Genomic DNA, 16,488 nt, shown 5'->3' with positions numbered 1-16,488 from the left:
GAGGGCGGGCGGGTGTCAGGCGCCGGCGCGGTCGACGACGAGCACGCGGGTGACGCTGCCGTCGTCCTCGGCGATGTCGCGCTCGTGGACGAAGCCGAGCTTGCCGAGCAGCGCCAGCGAGGTGTGATTGGCGTCGGCGACCGTCGCGTACACACGGGGCAGGCCGAGGGTGTCGAAGCCGTAGCGGACCAGGGCCCCGGCCAGCTCGGTGCCCAGGCCCGCACCCCAGGCCCGCTTCGCCAGCGCGTAGATGATCTCGTGGCCGTCGACCTGGTCCGTCCGCTTGATCTCGGCGTGCCCGACGAAGCGACCGTCCCGGCGCACCGCCCAGACGTCGAAGAGCTCCTCGGCGTAGACCTTCGTGAACACGCGTCCGAAGAGGGCGCCGGCCTCCTCGGCGCTCAGCGGGCCGTCGCCCATGAACCGGCCCACCTCGGGGTCGGTGAGCAGGGCGATGGAGTCCTCGGCGTCGTCCGGCCGGTAGGGCTCCAGCAGCAACCGGTCGGTACGCAGGACGGGGGTGGGCATCAGCGCGGCTCCCAGGCGTCGGGCAACGCGGTCAACCTACGCACGTGGGCCGGCAGCCGGCCACTGACTATCTCCGCGAGGCTCACCTCGTCGACGACCCGCCGCACGGCGGCCCGCACCGCGACCCAGAGCCCAGGCAGGTTCTCCGCCGCGCCCTCGTAGCTGGTCTCCTCCGGGCGCAGCCCGCGTACCCCCGCCAGCGGGCCCTCCACGGCGCGCAGCACCGCGCCGACGGTCACCTCGCGTGGAGGGCGGGCCAGCGTGTAGCCGCCCTCGGCGCCGCGCTGCGCCCGGACGATGCCGGCCCGCCGCAGGTCGGCCAGGACCGCCTCCAGGAACTTGCGCGGCATGTCCTGCTCCGCCGCGATGGCCTGGGTGGAGAGCAGCTGAGGGTACGCGGTGGCGAGGCTCAGCGCCGCCCGTACCGCGTAGTCGCCGCGTGCGGAGATCTGCACCCTGACATCATGCCCCGCGGGGGCGACCGGCCATGTCGGCGGGCGGGCGCGGCCGGACGGGCGCCCCGGGTACCGGCTGCTCGCGGGCCGCGCGGAACGCGCCCGGGCTCATCCCGACCTCGCGGGTGAAGAACCGGCCGAAGTTCGTCGGCTCGGAGAAACCCAGCCGCCGGCCGATCCGGGCGATCGGCTCGTCGGTGGCCGCCAGCAGCCGGCTCGCCTGCAGGGCCACCCGCTCGTCGACCACCTGCTTGGCGCTGCGCCCGGTCACCGCCAGGCAGGCCCGGGTGAGCGTACGCACCGAGCAGCCCAGCCGGGCGGCGTAGTCCTCGACGCGGCGGGTGTGCTGGTAGCCGCGCTCGACCTCCCGGCAGAGCCGGTGGAACGTGGCCGCCTCCGCCCGGGTCGCCCGCTGGGCGCCAGCGGGCAGCAGCGACAGCCGGAGCAGCAGCACGGCCAGCTGGTGACGGAGCAGTCCGCGTGCGGCGGCCACGCCCCGGTGCCGCAGGCAGTCCACGGCCAGTTGGCTCACCTCGTTGATCACCGCGTCCTCGTCCTCGCCCGCGAGCTGGAGCCAGGACGTGACGGCGTCCGGGTCGACGTCGAGCCCGCGCAGCGCCGCCGGCTCCCAGCGCACGACCGTCGCGTCGAGCTGCGGGCCGGCGCAGCGCAGCACCTGCCCGGCGCGTACCCGCAGCAGCGTGCCGGGGCGGCAGGGCAGCGCGCGGAAATCCAGCTCGGCGGTGCCGTGTCCGCCCGTGGTCAGCACGAGCAGGTCCCTCTCCAGCAGCACCGGGCGCCGCCAGCGCGGCTCGGAGGCGAGGTCACCGAGGGCCACGGTGTCGATCTCGGCGGGGGCGGTCGCCGGGTTGTCGGGCGGGGCGGGGGAGAGCTGACCGGAAGAGACCATCGCCTGCGACGGTAGCCCGGAGCGACGATCAACGCATCCCGGGAAGGCTTCCCAGCTCGGCGGCCGGGGGTTGTCGAGGTCCTGCGGGCCGGGCTACGTTACCGAACGGTAGCGCCGTCCGGTCCAGGCACGGCCGGAGCCGGTCCCACGCCGGTCAGGTCGCCCCGCCCGACGGCCCCGGGCCGACTCGCGATGGGATGGGCATGACGGATCTGTTCTCGGTCGAAGGCAAGACGGTCCTGGTCACCGGTGGCTCGCGAGGGATCGGCCTGATGATCGCCCAGGGCTTCGTCCGGGCCGGCGCTCACGTGATCATCTCGTCGCGCAAGGCGGACGTCTGCGAGGCCGTGGCCAAGGAACTCGCCGCCGAGGGGCGCTGCGAGGCCATCCCCGCCGACCTCGGCCACGACGCCGGCGCCGAAGGGCTGGCCGCCGCCGTACGGGAGCGGTTCGACCGGCTCGACGTGCTGGTCAACAACGCGGGCGCCACGTGGGGCGCGCCGCTGGAGTCGTACCCGGAGAGTGCGTTCGACAAGCTGTGGGCCGTCAACGTCAAGGCGCTCTTCCGGCTCACCACCGCGCTGCTGCCCGCGCTGCGCGCGTCAGCCAGCGCCGACGACCCGGCCCGCGTGATCAACATCGGCTCCATCGACGGCATCCGGGTGCCGATGATGGAGGTGTACGCGTACTCGGCGACGAAGGCCGCCGTGCACATGCTCACCCGCAGCCTGGCCCACCAGCTCGCCGGCGAGCGGATCACCGTCAACGCGATCGCCCCCGGGCCGTTCGAGAGCAGGATGATGGCGTTCGCGCTGGACGACCCCGCGTCCCGGGCCGCCATCGAGGGGCAGGTGCCGCTGGGCCGGATCGGCCGACCGGAGGACATGGCCGGCACCGCGATCTACCTGTCGTCGCGCGCCGGGGCGTACCTCACCGGTGCGGTGATCCCGGTCGACGGCGGCATCACCACCCACGGCTGAGCCTGACGAAGGGCGGGAGACGGTGCGCGTACCCCCTGGTGGGCCGGAGCCGCGCGGACTCGGCAGATCCGCGCGGCCCCGGACGGCCGGTGCGGCCGGTGGTTCAGCGGCCGGCGAGCAGCCGGGTCACCGCGGTGTCGACGTCCAGGTGCTCGGCCTCGCGACCGCGCGGGACGACGACGTAGGTCCGCCGCAGGAAGCGCACCAGGACGCTGCGCGGCACCTCGAACAGGGCGTTGCCGTCGGGCGACGACAGCGCCAGCGCGACGAAGTCCCCGCGCGGGGTGGCCCAGGGCCAGACCCGCACGTCCCCGATGCCGGCCGGCTCGTCAAGACCCGTGACCAGCAACTCCCGGGCGAACGACCAGCTGACCGCCTCGCCGCCGGCAGATTCGGCGTGGAACAGGACATGGACCGCATACGGATCAGCAGGGTCGTAACGCAGACTGGCACGCACCGGCAAGGCGGTGGCGTCAGGTGCGACGAGCCTTAGCGACGTCTCGACCTCTACGGTCGTCGGTCGGATGACACTCATGGACGATCTCCCCCCGGCACCGCTGCGGAACGCGCGTGTCCCGCTTTTCCCATACTCAGGTGCTACTCCTGGCTACGCTCCGCCATACGCTGACTTCACCCAGTGGTGGGAAGGGGGTCGGAAAGGCCGCGTGAATGTGAAGATTCATGTAGGATTTCCGGTTCTGCCCAGTGCGTGATCCCGCCCGGCATCGGGTGGTTCAGTCGTCGACTTACTCCGGTAACGTCCAGTCGTCCGTTCCAGTGACGGGCGCGAGCCACACTGGGGGAGGAAATGGTTACGAAACGATCCTCAGTGGATCCGATGGCAGTGCCGGACCCGCCGAAAGTCGCGGCCCGGACAGCCGAAAAGCGGGGGTACGGAGTGCCGATGGAACAGCACGAGCGGCCCGGTCGGCCGGGAGCCGACCAGGGCGGCGCGGGCCGTACGGCGCTGGCCGAGCGGCGGCAGCGACCGCGCTGGCGGCAGCGGTTGAGCACCACCCTCGCCCTGATCCGGGCCAACCCGACCGGACGGGTCACCCTCAAGATCTTCATCGCCATCGCCGGCGCCCTCGTCGTCACCATCGGCATCGCCCTCATCCCGCTGCCCGGCCCCGGCTGGCTGCTGGTGATCGCCGGCCTCGGCGTGTGGGCCGTCGAGTTCCACTGGGCCCGCCGACTGCTCGGCTTCACCCGCCGACACGTGCACAACTGGACGCAGTGGGTGAAGGAACGATCGCTGACCGTACGGTTCCTGCTCGGCTCGGTCGGCCTGGTCTTCGTCGGCTCGGTGGTCTGGCTGTCGCTCAAGTACAGCTTCGGCATCGACGTGGTCGCCGAGGCGCTGCACTACCTGGCGACGCACTGACCGGTCCGACGGGGCGGATCGCCTGGTCGACCGACCGCCCGCGGCACGCGGACCCCGGATTTCCGGTCCGGTCCCACGATCAGGTAGAGTCATCGGCGCTGAGGGCGATTAGCTCAGCGGGAGAGCGCTTCGTTCACACCGAAGAGGTCACTGGTTCGATCCCAGTATCGCCCACCATCGAAGTAACGCAGAAGAGCCACCCTCGGATGAGGGTGGCTCTTGCTGATTCCATCGTCAGTCGTCGTTGGGCGTCAGCGGATCGTCAGCGAACGCCTCGCGGATGCGTTGATCCCGCCCGTCGGATCGGTGGGTGTAGAGGTTCAGGGTGGTCGACGGTTTCTCATGGCCCATCACGGCCTGGACGTCGTTGACCGGGACGCCCCGCGACACCAGCTCCGTGGCGTACGAGTGCCGCAGGTCGTGAAAGCGCAGCCCGCCCGGCGCCATCTTGGCCACGTGCGCGACCGCTTCCCGCTCGGTGGTGAACTCCGCCGTCCACTCGACGCCTTCGAGGTCGAGCCAGGCCGCACGCCACTTGAAGTGCCCGAGCCGACTCACGTTCCCGAGCAGGCCGGCACGGACCAGCGACGGCCGCCAGACGCGAGCGCGGAACAGCGTCCGGCGTAGCGGACCGGCGGACGAGTTGGTGAAGACCTCACCGCGGGGACCGGCGGGGAAGACGTCGCGATGGGCCGTCAGCAGCTCGAACGCGAAGTCCGGGACCGGGACCGTACGCCGACCTGCCTGCGACTTCGGGTAGGGCTTGATCGTGACCGTGCCCGCGACCTCCACGGCGACCCGGACCAGCTCGACCGTCTTCCTGGTCAGGTCAAGGCGCTCCGCGCGGCGCGGGCCGGGGCGCGGCAACCGGCTCCTGACGGAGCCGCCGCCCCGGCCGCCTGCGGCGCCGGGGCGGAAAGTCAGCCGGCCCGCAAACCACGCCCCGCCCCGCGCGTCACTTCTGGGTCCGTGAAGGGACCTGGTGACGAGTCCCGGAGATGACCGGGACCACGCGACAGCTCTACCTTCCGTGGCTTTCAACCCTGGTGACGTCTCACCGCGGACCGGTCGACGGTCGGTCGGTCGAGTTGCCGAACGGAATCTGTCAGGCCGCTCATGGGTCTGAGGTGGACCCCACCGAGCTCAACGACCCGGAACAGGCCACCGCTGCCGCGCTGGCCGGCCTTGCCCGACGGGTCACCGCGCTCACCGAGGAGATCACCACGCTCGACCGGCAACTGACACCACTGGTCAGCCAAGCCGCACCCCGCACCAGCGCCCTGTTCGGCGTCGGCACCGAGGTCGCCGCCCAACTGCTCACCACCGACGGCGACAACCCCGACCGGCTGCGCTCCGAAGCAGCCCTGGCCCACCTCTGCCGAGCGGCACCCATCCCCGCCAGCTCCGGACGAGTGCGCCGCCACCGCCTCCACCGAGGAGGCGACCGCGGCGCCAACCACGCCCTACACCATCGCCCTCTGCCGCCTGCGCTACGACCCACGCACCCGCGCCTACCAGCAACGACGCATCACCGAAGGCCTCAGCAAGCAAGAAATCCTCCGCTGCCTCAAGCGCTACATCGTCCGCGACGTCTACACCGCCCTACGCGCCGACTTCGCCGCCCTCACCCCTTGACCTCCATAGGAGCATCGGGATGGCTAGGTGGCGGCCTCCCATGAGTCGATTTGCCTCCGATAGCGCCGCCGCTTCTTTACTCTCAAAGAGCTGCCGTCAGGAACCGTTCCCATCTCTATTCGAATTTGAGTGGCTACTGCATTAACCAATGCCTCCATCTTCTTGTATTGTGCACGTCTCGAATCGACATCTTCTCGGTCGATTCCGTTTAGGCCGCCAAGGACAAGGTAGTACATCTTTAGGAGCCGCCAAACCTCGGCGCTGCCGTAGATCCTCGTGAGGGCTTCAACTCTTGCGTGTTGCTCCATCGGAACCGATTCGGGCTTGCGTCCGTCGAGGGGCCCTTCGACTGATTCGAGTTGCCGCCGCAGAAAGGCAAGTAGCTCCAAATAAACATCGCCCACCCGCTCGCGGCGGTGGGTCTGATCAACCAGAGTTCTCTCGCGTTCGAACTTGGCTCTATCGTGCCTATTGCTTAAGTAGCTTGTAAGGAGGGCAGAAACGCCTGCAATGGCTCCTCCAAGGCTGACGTTGATCAACGCAAGGTAGTCGTTGGTGGCCACTCGCTGATTCTTGCGTAAGGCGTCAAACGCTGATGTTGTCCGATGAGTGACTTTTTGCGTAGATTTGGGCAGAGGGCTGGGTATGTTGCCGGAGCGGGCTGTCTTCCCCGTCGGGCGGACCGGCGTGCCAGGTGCGTGCCCGAAGCAGCGGTCAAAGCCGGTGATCAGCGGCAGGTGGGCGACGGCAAACCGGTTCTTGGTGCTCCGCTGCCAGCCTGCAAGGCTATGGGCGGTGCAGATCAATTCGATTCCCAAGCTGACAGTCTGTTGCGCGAGGTCTACCGAATGCAGGTGGCGCAGCTGCTGTCGACAGCAACGGTGTGACAGCAACAGGGCCGGACGTCTGGGGCCGGCGACGGAGGGCTACGGATCAGCGCCCGAGGTCGGAGACGTACGCGGACGCGTCGAGACGGAGCGCCCAGAACTTACAAGCGAGAGGTCCGGATACCTGCCAGGGCGCGAGTTGTCGCTGGCTTGTGAGGGGTTATGAGGAGTCGGACTGGTCGGTAGCGTTGGCCGTGGCGGCGGCCGATGGGTCGGTGCCGCATCCTGCGCTACGCGAGGAGGTGCCGGGTGGATTCCTTGCCGGAGTTGACGTTCGGGCAGAGGTTGAAGGTCTATCGGGAGCGGTCGGGGAAGACTCGGACGGTGCTGGGCGGGTTGGTGGGCCGCAGCGCCGAGTGGGTCAAGGCGGTGGAGACGGATCGGATTCTGCCGCCGCGTATTCACATGCTGGATCGGATCGCGCGTGCTCTTAAGATCGACGTGTCTGTCTTGGCGGCAGAGTTGGGCGATCGGTCTGCTGTGGTGAACGGGCCGGAGCATCGGGCGCTGGTGTCGGTCCGGGCTGCCTTGAATCTTGTCGCGCTTCCCGATGACGCCCCGCCGGAGTCGTTGTCGGGTCTGCGGCAGCGGCTTGCGGCAGGGTGGCGGGCGCGTCATCAGGCGGCGGATCACCGTACGGTGGTGGGCGGGTTGTTGCCGGAGTTGTTGCGGGACGGGCAGCGGGCCGTGTTGGCGTACGAGGGTGACCAGCGGCGGGCGGCGCAGGCTCTGTGGGCGGAGACGCTCGGGTTGGCGCAGATGTTCATCGCCTATCAGCCTGCCGCCGAGTTGTTGTGGCGGGTGACGGATCGGGCGATGGTGGCGGCGCAGGAGTCGGGTGATCCGGAGGCGATCGCCCGTGCGGGATGGTTCCTGTGCCAGGTGCATCGGGAGGCCGGCGACTGGGACACCGCGATGAGGGTGACGCTGGAGGTGCTGTCGGCGTTGGAGTCGCGGGCGGCTGACGGGAGCACGAATCTGTTGGCGTTGTGGGGTGCGCTCAACTTCGAGGCTGCGTACACCGCTGCTCGTGCTGGTGAGGAAGGTCGTGCCTGGCGGTACTGGGACCGCGCGGATCAGGTGGCGCAGCGTCTGCCGGAGGGCTTCTACCAGCCGCAGACGTCGTTTTCCCGGGTCATCATGAACGCTCATGCGGTGACTGTGGCGGTGGAGTTGCAGCAGTCGGGCGAGGCGGTGCGGCAGGCCCGTCGCCATGATGCGGCGGCGATTCCGTCGAGGCCGCGTCGGGCACGCCATCTCATCGAGGTCGCGCGGGCGCACTATGGCAAGGACGACAAGGAAGCGACCGTGGCGATGCTTCGACAGGCGTACGAGTCGGCTCCGGAGACGGTCCGGTTCAACGGGTACGCCCGCCAGATCACCATGGACCTGCTCGACGGTCCGCGTGCCGCCCGGGATGACGCTCGTGACCTGGCGATGAGGGTCGGACTCGTCTCCTGAACCAGGGGTAGGAACTTTACCCATTCCGCTTCGCCGCCGAACGTAGCTTCTCGCTCACGGGATGCGGTGGTCGGTGCGAGTCACGCCCGGTCACCGCGTCCCTCAGCCAGGGGCGACGGAGCCGCCGCCCTCGTGAGCGACGAGGGAGGGGTACGTGCGGCGCGTCTCGTACGACGGCTACCTGTCCGCCACCGCGTTGACCTTCGCCCGGCGGCATCGGCCGGTGTGGTCCTGGCAGCGCTGGCGGCGCATTTACGGCTGCGGATCCGACCTACCGTGCCGGGCCCGGCACCGCATACCGATCAACCGGGGACACTGGCCGCAGGCGGATGATCAGCAGTGACCAGCCACGGGCCGGTACTGCCTATCTGGAGCTGTGGCGGCTGTGACCTGCCGTGGCCATGTCCGACGCTGCGGCGGGAGCTGCGAGCCGAGTACGAACGCGCCCCGGTCTCGCTGGCCCTCTATCTGGCCGCCCAGCTCGTCGACGCCGCCCGGACCTGGCCCACGTCCCCGCCGGCTACCTGCACCGTCGATTCCTCGGCTGGACCCGATGAACATCCTGCGACGCGGCGACGAGAAGTTCCACTACAGCGACGGCTCCCACAAGTTGATCCCACCTGACCCGGACTACGACCGAGAGGTCTGGGACGAGCAGGTCCGTCAACACAAGGAAGGCCACCTCAGGAACGAGCACCCCAAGGTCCGCATCCAGCGCCTCGTCTGACGCCAGAAGCACAGCAGGGAAGTGCAGCAACCGGCGAACTGGGCAACCAGCTCGAGGTGGCGGTGCTGGACCGGGGCGGGTGGGCCGGACGCGTTCGATCGGGGCAGAGGCTGCTGCCATGGTGCAGCGATAGCCTGCTGTCATGGTGAGCGCCGGATTGAATGAGTTGATCTTCGCGGACGCCGACGCGCTGCGGCGTGGTTGTCGGCCAACCACGCCACGTCGCCCGGTGTCTGGCTCGCCCTGACCAGGAAGGGCGGCACGGTCACGACGCTGACCTGGCAGCAGGCCGTCGACGAAGCCCTGTGTTTCGGCTGGATCGACGGGCAGGCCCGTAAGCGGGATCAGGAAACCTCCTGGATCCGGTTCACCCCTCGCCGGCCCCGCAGTTCCTGGTCGCAACGCAACGTCGCCCACGTGGCCCGGCTGGAGGCGCAGGGGCGGATGCTGCCCCCAGGTCGCGTCGCGGTGGAAGCCGCGAAGGCGGACGGGCGGCCGCCTACGCCCCGCCGTCGGAGGCCGAGGTGCCGGCCGACCTCCTCGCCGCTATCGCTGCCAACCCCGCCGCCCAGGCCATGTTCGACGTACTCACGAAAACCAACCGGTTCGCTCTCATCCACCGCGTCAACGCGGTCAAGCGGGCACAGACCCGCGAGCGGAAGATCGGCGAGTTCGTCGCCATGCTGGCCCGCCACGAGACGATCTACCCGCAGAAGGCCAAGCCTCCGCACTTGTCGTAGCTGGCTTGCCGAGAAGTGGATACTCCTCTGGCCGCGACTCTGGGAGCGGTCGTTGCCGACGGCTCGGTGGTGACTCTGGTCGACTGCGCGGTGTCGGTGTCGGTGACTCTCCTGTCCAGCGTGCCGTTGGCGCTTAACGGCGACCGCAGTGACAGGCCGGTCCGCCCCTCAGTTCGGGAGGGCCGGCCTGTCACTGCGTCGAGGCGTACGGTGGCTGATCGTTCCACCACCTGTACGCGCTACGGCCCGTGCGGGTCTGCCGTCGGCGGCAGGATGGTCTCCTGCACCCCCGTGCCGGCGGCGGCCTCTCCGAGCCGACTGTGCGCCTGCGCCGTGGCCCCCGGACCACGATGGCGCGGGCCTGTTCATGGGTCAGCACGGATCGATGTACCAGATCGGGTCCCAGGTTTCGACGGAGACCGGCACGTTGTCCGGCTTGATCCGCTGTTCCACGACATCGTTCAGCCAGAGGAGTTCCACGACCGCGCCGCCTTCCTGGTGGTTGACGGCGGCGCCACGGCCCAGGAAGTTCGCGAGGGTCCGTTTGTCGCAGTAGTAGAGCTCGAAGAAGGTGTGCTGGCCGTCGCCCTCTCCCACGGCGTAGCAGGAGTAGCGCAACTTGCAGCTGCGCAGGTACTGGTTCCGGGCCTCCGTGCTGAGGTTGCGGGTCACGTACTCCCGGGGTCCGTTGTTCTTGCCGTTGGCATAGAACGGGCTGAGTCCCGGTCTCACCTCCAGCGTGGTTTCCGCCCGCGCCGGAGAAGCGGCGATGGTGAGCAGCGTAGCGACTGCGGCGGCGGCCGCCAGGACCCGGGTCTTCCGTATAGCTAGCATTGGTTTTCCCCTGTCTGTTGCGGACGTTCTGCAACGAGGATGCCTGCCACACGCACGGCTGTCCTTAACGAAGGGTGCACACCTCTTGCGTCAGCGTGCACTTCCGGTGTCACCGGGGAAAGCCCGTACGTTGCCCGCAACACCACACGAAAGTAGAGGGCGATGCCTCCGTCACCGCATCCTGACGCGATCGCAGGTACCGGCCGGGACACGAGAGGGCGGTTCGATCCAGGCCCGCCGAGCTGGGGTGCTCAGGTTCAGAAGGTGGCGATCGGGTTGACCGGGCTGCCGGACGTGCCGGCGAAGCGGACCGGCGCGACCGCGAGGTGGAAGTCCCACTGGCCGAACTCGGCAGCCGTCGTCGCACATTCCTCCAGGTCGCAGTTGTCGAGCAGCCACAGACCCATCGCGACGAGGCTCACGGCGTGAACCGGCATCAACACCTTTTCGTACCCCGACGGTTGAACGTCCTGGGGGGTGTCGGCACCGATCAGCGCGACCTCCCGTTCGTGCAGCCACGGCAGGCAGGACGCGTGCCAGCCGGACTGTGTGACGCCACTTGCCGCACCGACCTCGTGCCGGACGCGGCCATAGCCGGTCCGCAGCAGTACCGCATCGCCGGATCGCACCCGCACACCCTGGAGACGCTCGGCCTCCTCGAGATCGTCGGGAAACACGGCCTGCCCCGGTTTTAACCACGGCACGCCACGGACCCGCGCGATGTCCAGCAGGACACCACGCGTGACGATCCCGTTCGCCGCCGCCGTGACGGCCGCCCACCCCGATCCCGTCGCGGCGTCGACCAAAGAGTGCGACCGCCCGTTGTACATCATGCCGTCCCAGAAAACGTGGCACGGTGAGTCGACATGGGTGACGGTATTGCCGTGGAACGTGATGCCCAGCCGCTCGGACGAAAAGCCCCAGAGCCGATCGGCGCGGAATCCCGGCAACGGCATGTTCTCGGCACCCGGCATGTCGGCCGCGCACGGGCATGTCGTCGTCGACCGCTCCATCTCGTCCGGTACGGCGATCTCCCATGCGCACGACACGCTCCTGCCGTGCCGCACGGCTCGCGCCGCGGCCACCCGGACGTCGTCGGTAATGTGGTTCAGAGTCCCGATCTCGTCGTCGTCGCCCCACCGTCCCCAGTTCGACAGCGTGTCGAAGTACCCGAGCACGTCGTCCTGTGTGGGCATCAGTCGCCCTGCCGTCATCCCAGCATCGACTCCTCCGTCATGCGGTGCGAGGCACCGCAGGCAGGGTATCCCCGCCCTCGCCTTGACATGCCGAGACCCGCTGACGAGTAGCGTTGCCTCCGAGGTCGGGTCCACACCCGCCAATCGCGTACGAAATCGTTAGCCTGATCCCGCTGGGCGCGGTCATGATCGGACGCAGGGCACCTCAGCTGACCAGGCACTTCAGGGGGATCAGGTCAGCGGAAAGAGATTCTCAAACTCGCGGTTGGCACTGCCATGGTGCGCCCATGGCGGAACTTGTGACCATTACCGCTCTACTCCGCCCACTCCTGCGGCGACGACTGCTTGCGGTAACCGAGGCGCGGCACTGGTGACGAGAAAACGGCTGACGGAAATTCCTGGATTGCTGAATCTGGCGATCGGGTAGCCGATGGCCGCGACGTCCCTGCGCAGATCGGCGACCGCTCGGCCTCATCCGTCGGCTGAGGGAGACCGCCCCGGTCTCCGAGGCGCGCTGACGGGCGGAGCCGCCGTCTTGTCGCGTACGCCGAGGACCTCGTTGACGAAGTCGTCCTTATCGCGTGCGTAGGCCATGAGGTCGGCGCCGTGAGCTTGCGCGAGATCGCGCTTCAGTCGCTCGTACCGGGACCTGTAGTCCGCCCGGCACCGGAGCGCATCGCGGAAGGCGATTCGTCGCCGCCAGAGCAGAGAGGTCGGCTCGGTGAGATGAAGTTGGTGGGTGCGTTCCCACCAGTTGTCGGTCTCCGGCTTGAAGAAGTAGTGCGCTTCCTTCGGACGGTGAATGCCCTTGCGGTAGCCGAGAGCGGTCACGATCTCGATGGCGGCTGCCGCCTCTGGCAGACTGCCCACCGGCGCCATCATGTCGATGATCGGCTTCGCCGCCAGCCCGGGAACCGATGTGGAGCCGATGTGCTCGACTGGCCCGACCAGCCATTGCGCCAGAGCGGTTTCGAGGCTGACCCGCTCCTGCTCGAACAGCACAGCCCATTGCGGGTCGTACGGGCTGAGGGTGACCGGTGTGCCCTTCACGGGAGCCGCCTTTCAGTACGCAGTACGGGCCGGGCGGTCCGTCTCATTGTTCCTTCTGGCGAGGCAATCACTCGTGGTATCCGGCCTCGGGTGGGCGGCCGTCCGGAACCGCCGAGAACGGTGCACGCAGAGCGGGCCCCTCGATCGGCGTCGTACGCCATGTCCGCAGGTCGGTCGATGCCCGGTGGCAGGTGGTGGCGGTGCTGGTCCCGCATCGCCGACAATCCTGGGGTGCACGGACCCGAGGCGGACGAAGCGCTGAGCTGGCTGGCCGAACAGGGCGTGACGCCGCTCGGTGAGGGACGCTGGCAGGAGTCCAGCCCGTCGGGTCACATCGAGCGATCCGACAACGATCTCGCCCATGAGTGGACGGCCGTGGCGCTGGGAGACGACCGGCTGACCCCGGTGCGGCGGCTACGTACGGGCCTTGGCCTGCTCGATCTGCTCGACGAGTACTGGGTGACCGTCGAGCTGCGTCTCTTCATCGCCGAACAGGCGGACCCGGTGGTCATTGACGTCTTCTGGGCGGGATACCGACAGCGCCTGGAAGCCACCGAGCCGGCCAGGCAGGTGTTGTACTCGCTGTGGGTCGACTGGTTCGAGGACCTCGACACCGTCGAGGAGGCGTTCTCGAAGGTGGCCGGCGACGACGTGCGCGACATGCTCGCCCGACAGCGTCTTCGCGATCTGGCGACCGACCCTGTGCACCGCCGAATCGCCCGGGTCCTGGAGCACTCGGGGCCGGTGCGCTGGACCTGCAAACACGATGTCTATGAGATCGCCACGGCCGTGCCCGAGCTGCACCCTGCGTTGTTCAGAGGCTTGCTGACCAGCTACCACGACGTCTACGGCGACCTCGAACCGGGGCCGGCGCTCGCCCTGTTGAACCGTCTCCACCTACCCGCGGACACCGAGCATCTCTCCCCGCTGCGCGCGGTCCTGGAGACCGGTGCCCGCAATCATCACCGCCACCCGGATCTGTGGGACACCGTGCGCCAAGGGTGACACCGGCCCGAGCGCGCCCCTCCCGAATAAGGCCCATACCAGTACGGTCACCGGCTGACCCTGCGCCGGCAGGCGCCGACTCGATGATCTACCTACCTCGCCGATGGCGGCGACCGTGCCACCTTCGGTTGCCGCCCACTCATCCGTGGCACGGCAGCGAGAGTCTGTGCCTGCGCCGCGTACCTACCGTCCTCGGTCCTTCGGCCACATCGGCGAGGAGTGCAGACCGCCTACCATGAAGCCAACCAGTCTGGAGGTCGAGGGTGCCGAGTCGGCGACGGTGGGTGGTGGCGTCGCTCCTGACTGCCCTGTCCGTATTCCTGGCCGGAGGACTCCTCGCCATCTCGGTTAACGCGGCCAGCAACGTCGACGCAACGTGGCCGTACGGCTTGGAGATGATCCGGCGCCACCCGTTCCGGTGGGCCGGCATCCTGCTGGTAATCGTTGTCGTTCTTGGCGTCCTTGTGGCCTGGTTCTCGGAGCGGCCGATCGGCTCACGCCCGGACGGCACCGGCGAGGCACCCGTCCCACACCGCGATCCCATTCCCTTCGGCACCGAGAAGGCAGTCGTCGGACTCGACCGAGGGGTTCCGTGGACCCGCGAAGCGGTGGTCAGGTCCACCATCGACAATCTGCTCGCCGGCGGTCCACCGGTCGTGTTGGTCGGGCTGCCCGGCAGCGGCAAGACGGTACTCCTAGCGCAGGTCACCGCACTGGTGGCGGATCGCCTTCCCGAGGCAGTCGTGGTCAGCTTCGACGGCCCGGCAGCGGTGGAGCCTGGGTACCTGCATACCGAACTGAACCGGTTCCTGCGCTCGCACGGGATCAACCTTGACGCGGAGCTACTGCAGCGCCTGCCCGACGAGGTAGCCCTCAAGAAGCTGGCGGCGGTGGCGGCGGATCTACCGGTCCTCCTCGTGCTGGACGGCTTGGACTGGCTCGACGACCAGCGCCGTTCAGTCCTGCTCCGCACCTTCACCGACCTCCCGCGCTTGAGGGTCCTCGCGACCGCGCGGCGGCGGCCACCGCCTGGAGATCCGGCGGTCGTCGTACATGTCGAGGCGCTCAGCGACGAGGAGGCGGCGGCGCTGGCGGAGACGGCCGTCGGATACCTGAGACTCGCAGTCGACTCTGCAGACGTGCTAGCCGCTGCACCGGCGGCGGTGAGGCGCCATCCAAGGTCGCTGTTGTTTGCTCTGGCTCGGTGTGACCGGCTGCCATCGGCCGTCGCACGGCGGCAACTGGCCGCGATGAAGGCGCAGACCACGACTGTGCAGGAAATGATCAAGGCTTTGCCCGAGGCGGACCGAATCCTGTTGTTCCGCTTGCTGCCGGTCGTCGGGATCGCACCCTCGCGCCTGATCGGATGGTCACCCGTATTCAGTGGGCCCGAGGTAGCCGACGCCGGTTTCGAACTGCTGCGCAGCGCGATGGTCGAGATGTTGGAGCCCGAGATTCGGATCTCCGAGCTCGTGCAGGAGGCCGCTCTGGCCGTCGCCTCTGACACTGTCGCCCTTCTCGCGCAAGACATGGTTCACGCAGTGTTGGAGGCGGGGCCAGACGAGGCAGCGTCTGCGGAATCGATAGCGGCGGCGCTTGCATACCGGCTCGAGAAGCTAGGGTTTTCGAGGCTGGTGGTGCGGATCTGCCAGAAGCGCTCACTGCTCGACCGGCTCAACCACACAGGCCGTTGGGATGATTATCTCGCGCTTGTGCGGATAGGCGCCCGCGCGGCGGAGTCGGTCGGCGATCTCGCACTCGCCGCCGAGATGTGGCTGCGACTTTCCGGCAAGCTGCCGCAGCGAGGCGATGTTGCTGGTGGCGAGGAGGCGCTACAGCGGGCAGAGCCGCTGGTCGGCCAGCTGCCTGCACCACTGCTGCGCAGTCGGCTGGCGAGTCAGCGGGGCCTTCTTCAGTTGTACCGCGGTGTCCCCGAGCAGGCGCTGCGCTCCTACCTGGCCGCCATCGAACTGGCTGACGATGCGGCTGCGCGGTGTGTGGCCCACAAGCAGTTGGGGCACGTGTACGAGATGCTCGGGGACTCGGACCGAGCATTGCTCCACTACGAGGTGGCCGCAGCGGAGGGTGCACCCGACGACCGACATGCGTTGGAGGCGCGAATCGACCTGGCGCTTGCCTCCTCCCGGCGCCGTTCACTGGACGAGGCTAACGAGAAGATCCGTGCGGTCCTCGACGAGATCCGTGGGCTGCCGCAGGAGTATCCGGCCGGGCTCTGCCGGGCGCTACTCGCACTTGCCGTGATCGCGTGGCGTCGACGGGAACGGCGGACCGCCCTGACCTCGGTGCGGATGGCGCTGACGGTGACTGCTACCGACCCGAGGCTTCGGGTCACGGCATACGAGTTGCTGCGCCGTTGGCAGCGGCCTTGGTGGCGGCAGGTGATCACCGCTCTCGCCACTCCCTCCGACCTCCTGCGGGGGATTCGGGCGGCGGGCGCGGCGAATGCCCTGCCCATAGCAGCCAAGAGCTACGAGGACGATGTGCGTCAGCTCTACGAGTGGCAGGATCGGTCGTTGACGGACCTGGAACAGCGCACTGACCATGTCACTAGATTGCGCGGTGACTTCGTCGCCTTCGCCCTAGTACTCCAGCAGGAGATCCGTTCTGGCCTGCTGTGGCGGTGTGGTTTTGTCCGTGGGCATGGAGCAGCCACCGCTGAGTCTCGTGGTTGTGTG

The 16,488-nt window shown here is 68.6% G+C and carries 17 protein-coding genes, 1 tRNA gene and 2 pseudogenes; 11 read left to right on the top strand and 9 right to left on the bottom strand.

The annotated features are described in order from the left end of the window. Positions 1–15: 15 nt before the first annotated feature. From ACGFIG_RS17045 to ACGFIG_RS17035, 3 genes are read right to left on the bottom strand one after another with little or no spacing between them, the layout of a single operon-like run. Entirely contained in the window at positions 16–528 is a 513-nt protein-coding gene (locus ACGFIG_RS17045) for a GNAT family N-acetyltransferase (RefSeq protein ID WP_393003833.1), read from the bottom strand. Further along, positions 528–983 (bottom strand): RrF2 family transcriptional regulator, encoded by a 456-nt coding sequence (locus ACGFIG_RS17040; protein WP_393003831.1) that lies wholly within the window; start codon positions 981–983, stop codon positions 528–530. Before ACGFIG_RS17040 ends, ACGFIG_RS17045 begins: the two co-directional genes overlap by 1 nt. Before the next feature lie 7 nt (positions 984–990). After that, positions 991–1,893 carry a helix-turn-helix transcriptional regulator gene (locus ACGFIG_RS17035; RefSeq protein WP_393003829.1) on the bottom strand — a complete coding sequence of 301 codons (903 nt, stop codon included), beginning with the start codon at positions 1,891–1,893 and terminating at the stop codon, positions 991–993. A gap of 203 nt (positions 1,894–2,096) precedes the next feature. On the opposite strand from ACGFIG_RS17035, the gene ACGFIG_RS17030 reads away from it, so the two are divergent. Next, the gene (locus ACGFIG_RS17030; RefSeq protein ID WP_393003827.1) at positions 2,097–2,873 is read left to right on the top strand and encodes a glucose 1-dehydrogenase; all 777 of its coding nucleotides are present in this window, start codon (positions 2,097–2,099) and stop codon (positions 2,871–2,873) included. Positions 2,874–2,976: 103 nt separating this feature from the next. On the opposite strand, the gene ACGFIG_RS17025 is transcribed toward ACGFIG_RS17030, so the two are convergent. Then, positions 2,977–3,408, bottom strand: a complete 432-nt coding sequence (locus ACGFIG_RS17025) for an SsgA family sporulation/cell division regulator (protein WP_053653619.1) — start codon at positions 3,406–3,408, stop codon at positions 2,977–2,979. Between the two features lie 273 nt (positions 3,409–3,681). Here ACGFIG_RS17025 and ACGFIG_RS17020 point away from each other — a divergent pair, with 273 nt between their 5' ends. Then, a complete protein-coding gene (locus ACGFIG_RS17020) occupies positions 3,682–4,257 on the top strand; it encodes a TIGR02611 family protein (RefSeq protein ID WP_393003825.1) in 576 nt (191 codons plus the stop codon). Between the two features lie 102 nt (positions 4,258–4,359). After that, positions 4,360–4,434, top strand: a tRNA-Val gene (locus tag ACGFIG_RS17015). 57 nt (positions 4,435–4,491) lie between these two features. Here the strand turns inward: ACGFIG_RS17015 and ACGFIG_RS17010 are convergent. Further along, the gene (locus ACGFIG_RS17010) at positions 4,492–5,124 is read right to left on the bottom strand and encodes a tyrosine-type recombinase/integrase (protein ID WP_393003823.1); all 633 of its coding nucleotides are present in this window, start codon (positions 5,122–5,124) and stop codon (positions 4,492–4,494) included. Between the two features lie 131 nt (positions 5,125–5,255). Here ACGFIG_RS17010 and ACGFIG_RS17005 point away from each other — a divergent pair, with 131 nt between their 5' ends. After that, the gene (locus ACGFIG_RS17005) at positions 5,256–5,936 is read left to right on the top strand and encodes a transposase (protein WP_393003821.1); all 681 of its coding nucleotides are present in this window, start codon (positions 5,256–5,258) and stop codon (positions 5,934–5,936) included. On the opposite strand, the gene ACGFIG_RS17000 is transcribed toward ACGFIG_RS17005, so the two are convergent. Continuing rightward, positions 5,916–6,455, bottom strand: coding sequence for a hypothetical protein (locus ACGFIG_RS17000; RefSeq protein ID WP_393003819.1), 540 nt, complete (start codon positions 6,453–6,455; stop codon positions 5,916–5,918). The two genes, ACGFIG_RS17005 and ACGFIG_RS17000, sit on opposite strands and share 21 nt — an antisense overlap. A 135-nt stretch (positions 6,456–6,590) precedes the next feature. Between ACGFIG_RS17000 and ACGFIG_RS16995 the strand changes: the two genes are divergently transcribed. The 5 genes and pseudogenes from ACGFIG_RS16995 to ACGFIG_RS16975 all read left to right on the top strand — a co-directional run bounded on the left by ACGFIG_RS16995 (position 6,591) and on the right by ACGFIG_RS16975 (position 9,707). Further along, positions 6,591–6,779, top strand: a complete 189-nt coding sequence (locus tag ACGFIG_RS16995) for a hypothetical protein (RefSeq protein ID WP_393003817.1) — start codon at positions 6,591–6,593, stop codon at positions 6,777–6,779. A 249-nt stretch (positions 6,780–7,028) separates the two neighbouring features. After that, positions 7,029–8,240 carry a helix-turn-helix domain-containing protein gene (locus tag ACGFIG_RS16990; protein ID WP_393003815.1) on the top strand — a complete coding sequence of 404 codons (1,212 nt, stop codon included), beginning with the start codon at positions 7,029–7,031 and terminating at the stop codon, positions 8,238–8,240. A 339-nt stretch (positions 8,241–8,579) separates the two neighbouring features. Next, positions 8,580–8,797: pseudogene (locus ACGFIG_RS16985) on the top strand (hypothetical protein). After that, a complete protein-coding gene (locus tag ACGFIG_RS16980) occupies positions 8,794–8,967 on the top strand; it encodes a hypothetical protein (protein ID WP_393003813.1) in 174 nt (57 codons plus the stop codon). Before ACGFIG_RS16985 ends, ACGFIG_RS16980 begins: the two are co-directional and overlap by 4 nt. Before the next feature lie 142 nt (positions 8,968–9,109). Further along, positions 9,110–9,707 (top strand): annotated as a pseudogene (locus ACGFIG_RS16975) (YdeI family protein). Between the two features lie 372 nt (positions 9,708–10,079). Here the strand turns inward: ACGFIG_RS16975 and ACGFIG_RS16970 are convergent. From ACGFIG_RS16970 to ACGFIG_RS16960, 3 genes are all read right to left on the bottom strand, one after another. After that, positions 10,080–10,541 carry a hypothetical protein gene (locus tag ACGFIG_RS16970; protein ID WP_393003811.1) on the bottom strand — a complete coding sequence of 154 codons (462 nt, stop codon included), beginning with the start codon at positions 10,539–10,541 and terminating at the stop codon, positions 10,080–10,082. Between the two features lie 257 nt (positions 10,542–10,798). Beyond that, entirely contained in the window at positions 10,799–11,737 is a 939-nt protein-coding gene (locus ACGFIG_RS16965) for a cyclase family protein (protein WP_393003809.1), read from the bottom strand. Between the two features lie 471 nt (positions 11,738–12,208). Next, complete coding sequence (locus ACGFIG_RS16960) at positions 12,209–12,787, bottom strand: GrpB family protein (RefSeq protein ID WP_393003807.1); 579 nt, start codon at positions 12,785–12,787, stop codon at positions 12,209–12,211. Between the two features lie 231 nt (positions 12,788–13,018). Here ACGFIG_RS16960 and ACGFIG_RS16955 point away from each other — a divergent pair, with 231 nt between their 5' ends. Continuing rightward, on the top strand, positions 13,019–13,792 hold the full coding sequence (locus ACGFIG_RS16955) for a hypothetical protein (protein ID WP_393003805.1): 774 nt from the start codon (positions 13,019–13,021) through the stop codon (positions 13,790–13,792). A 287-nt stretch (positions 13,793–14,079) separates the two neighbouring features. Then, positions 14,080–16,488, top strand: a 2,409-nt coding sequence (locus ACGFIG_RS16950; RefSeq protein ID WP_393003803.1) for an AAA family ATPase, incomplete at its 3' end; no start/stop codon positions are given.

This window comes from Micromonospora sp. NPDC049048, assembly GCF_043197615.1.
In the GTDB taxonomy this organism is placed as follows: domain Bacteria; phylum Actinomycetota; class Actinomycetes; order Mycobacteriales; family Micromonosporaceae; genus Micromonospora.
Note: the sequence above shows the minus strand (reverse complement) of the source record. Positions and strands in the feature narration are given on the sequence as shown.

Coding starts and splice junctions, on each gene's coding strand:
- ACGFIG_RS17045 (WP_393003833.1), bottom strand. CDS start 528: ATGCCCACCCCCGTCCTGCGTACCGACCGGTTGCTGCTGGAGCCCTAC.
- ACGFIG_RS17035 (WP_393003829.1), bottom strand. CDS start 1,893: ATGGTCTCTTCCGGTCAGCTCTCCCCCGCCCCGCCCGACAACCCGGCG.
- ACGFIG_RS17030 (WP_393003827.1), top strand. CDS start 2,097: ATGACGGATCTGTTCTCGGTCGAAGGCAAGACGGTCCTGGTCACCGGT.
- ACGFIG_RS17025 (WP_053653619.1), bottom strand. CDS start 3,408: ATGAGTGTCATCCGACCGACGACCGTAGAGGTCGAGACGTCGCTAAGG.
- ACGFIG_RS17020 (WP_393003825.1), top strand. CDS start 3,682: ATGGTTACGAAACGATCCTCAGTGGATCCGATGGCAGTGCCGGACCCG.
- ACGFIG_RS17005 (WP_393003821.1), top strand. CDS start 5,256: ATGACCGGGACCACGCGACAGCTCTACCTTCCGTGGCTTTCAACCCTG.
- ACGFIG_RS16980 (WP_393003813.1), top strand. CDS start 8,794: ATGAACATCCTGCGACGCGGCGACGAGAAGTTCCACTACAGCGACGGC.
- ACGFIG_RS16970 (WP_393003811.1), bottom strand. CDS start 10,541: ATGCTAGCTATACGGAAGACCCGGGTCCTGGCGGCCGCCGCCGCAGTC.
- ACGFIG_RS16965 (WP_393003809.1), bottom strand. CDS start 11,737: ATGCCCACACAGGACGACGTGCTCGGGTACTTCGACACGCTGTCGAAC.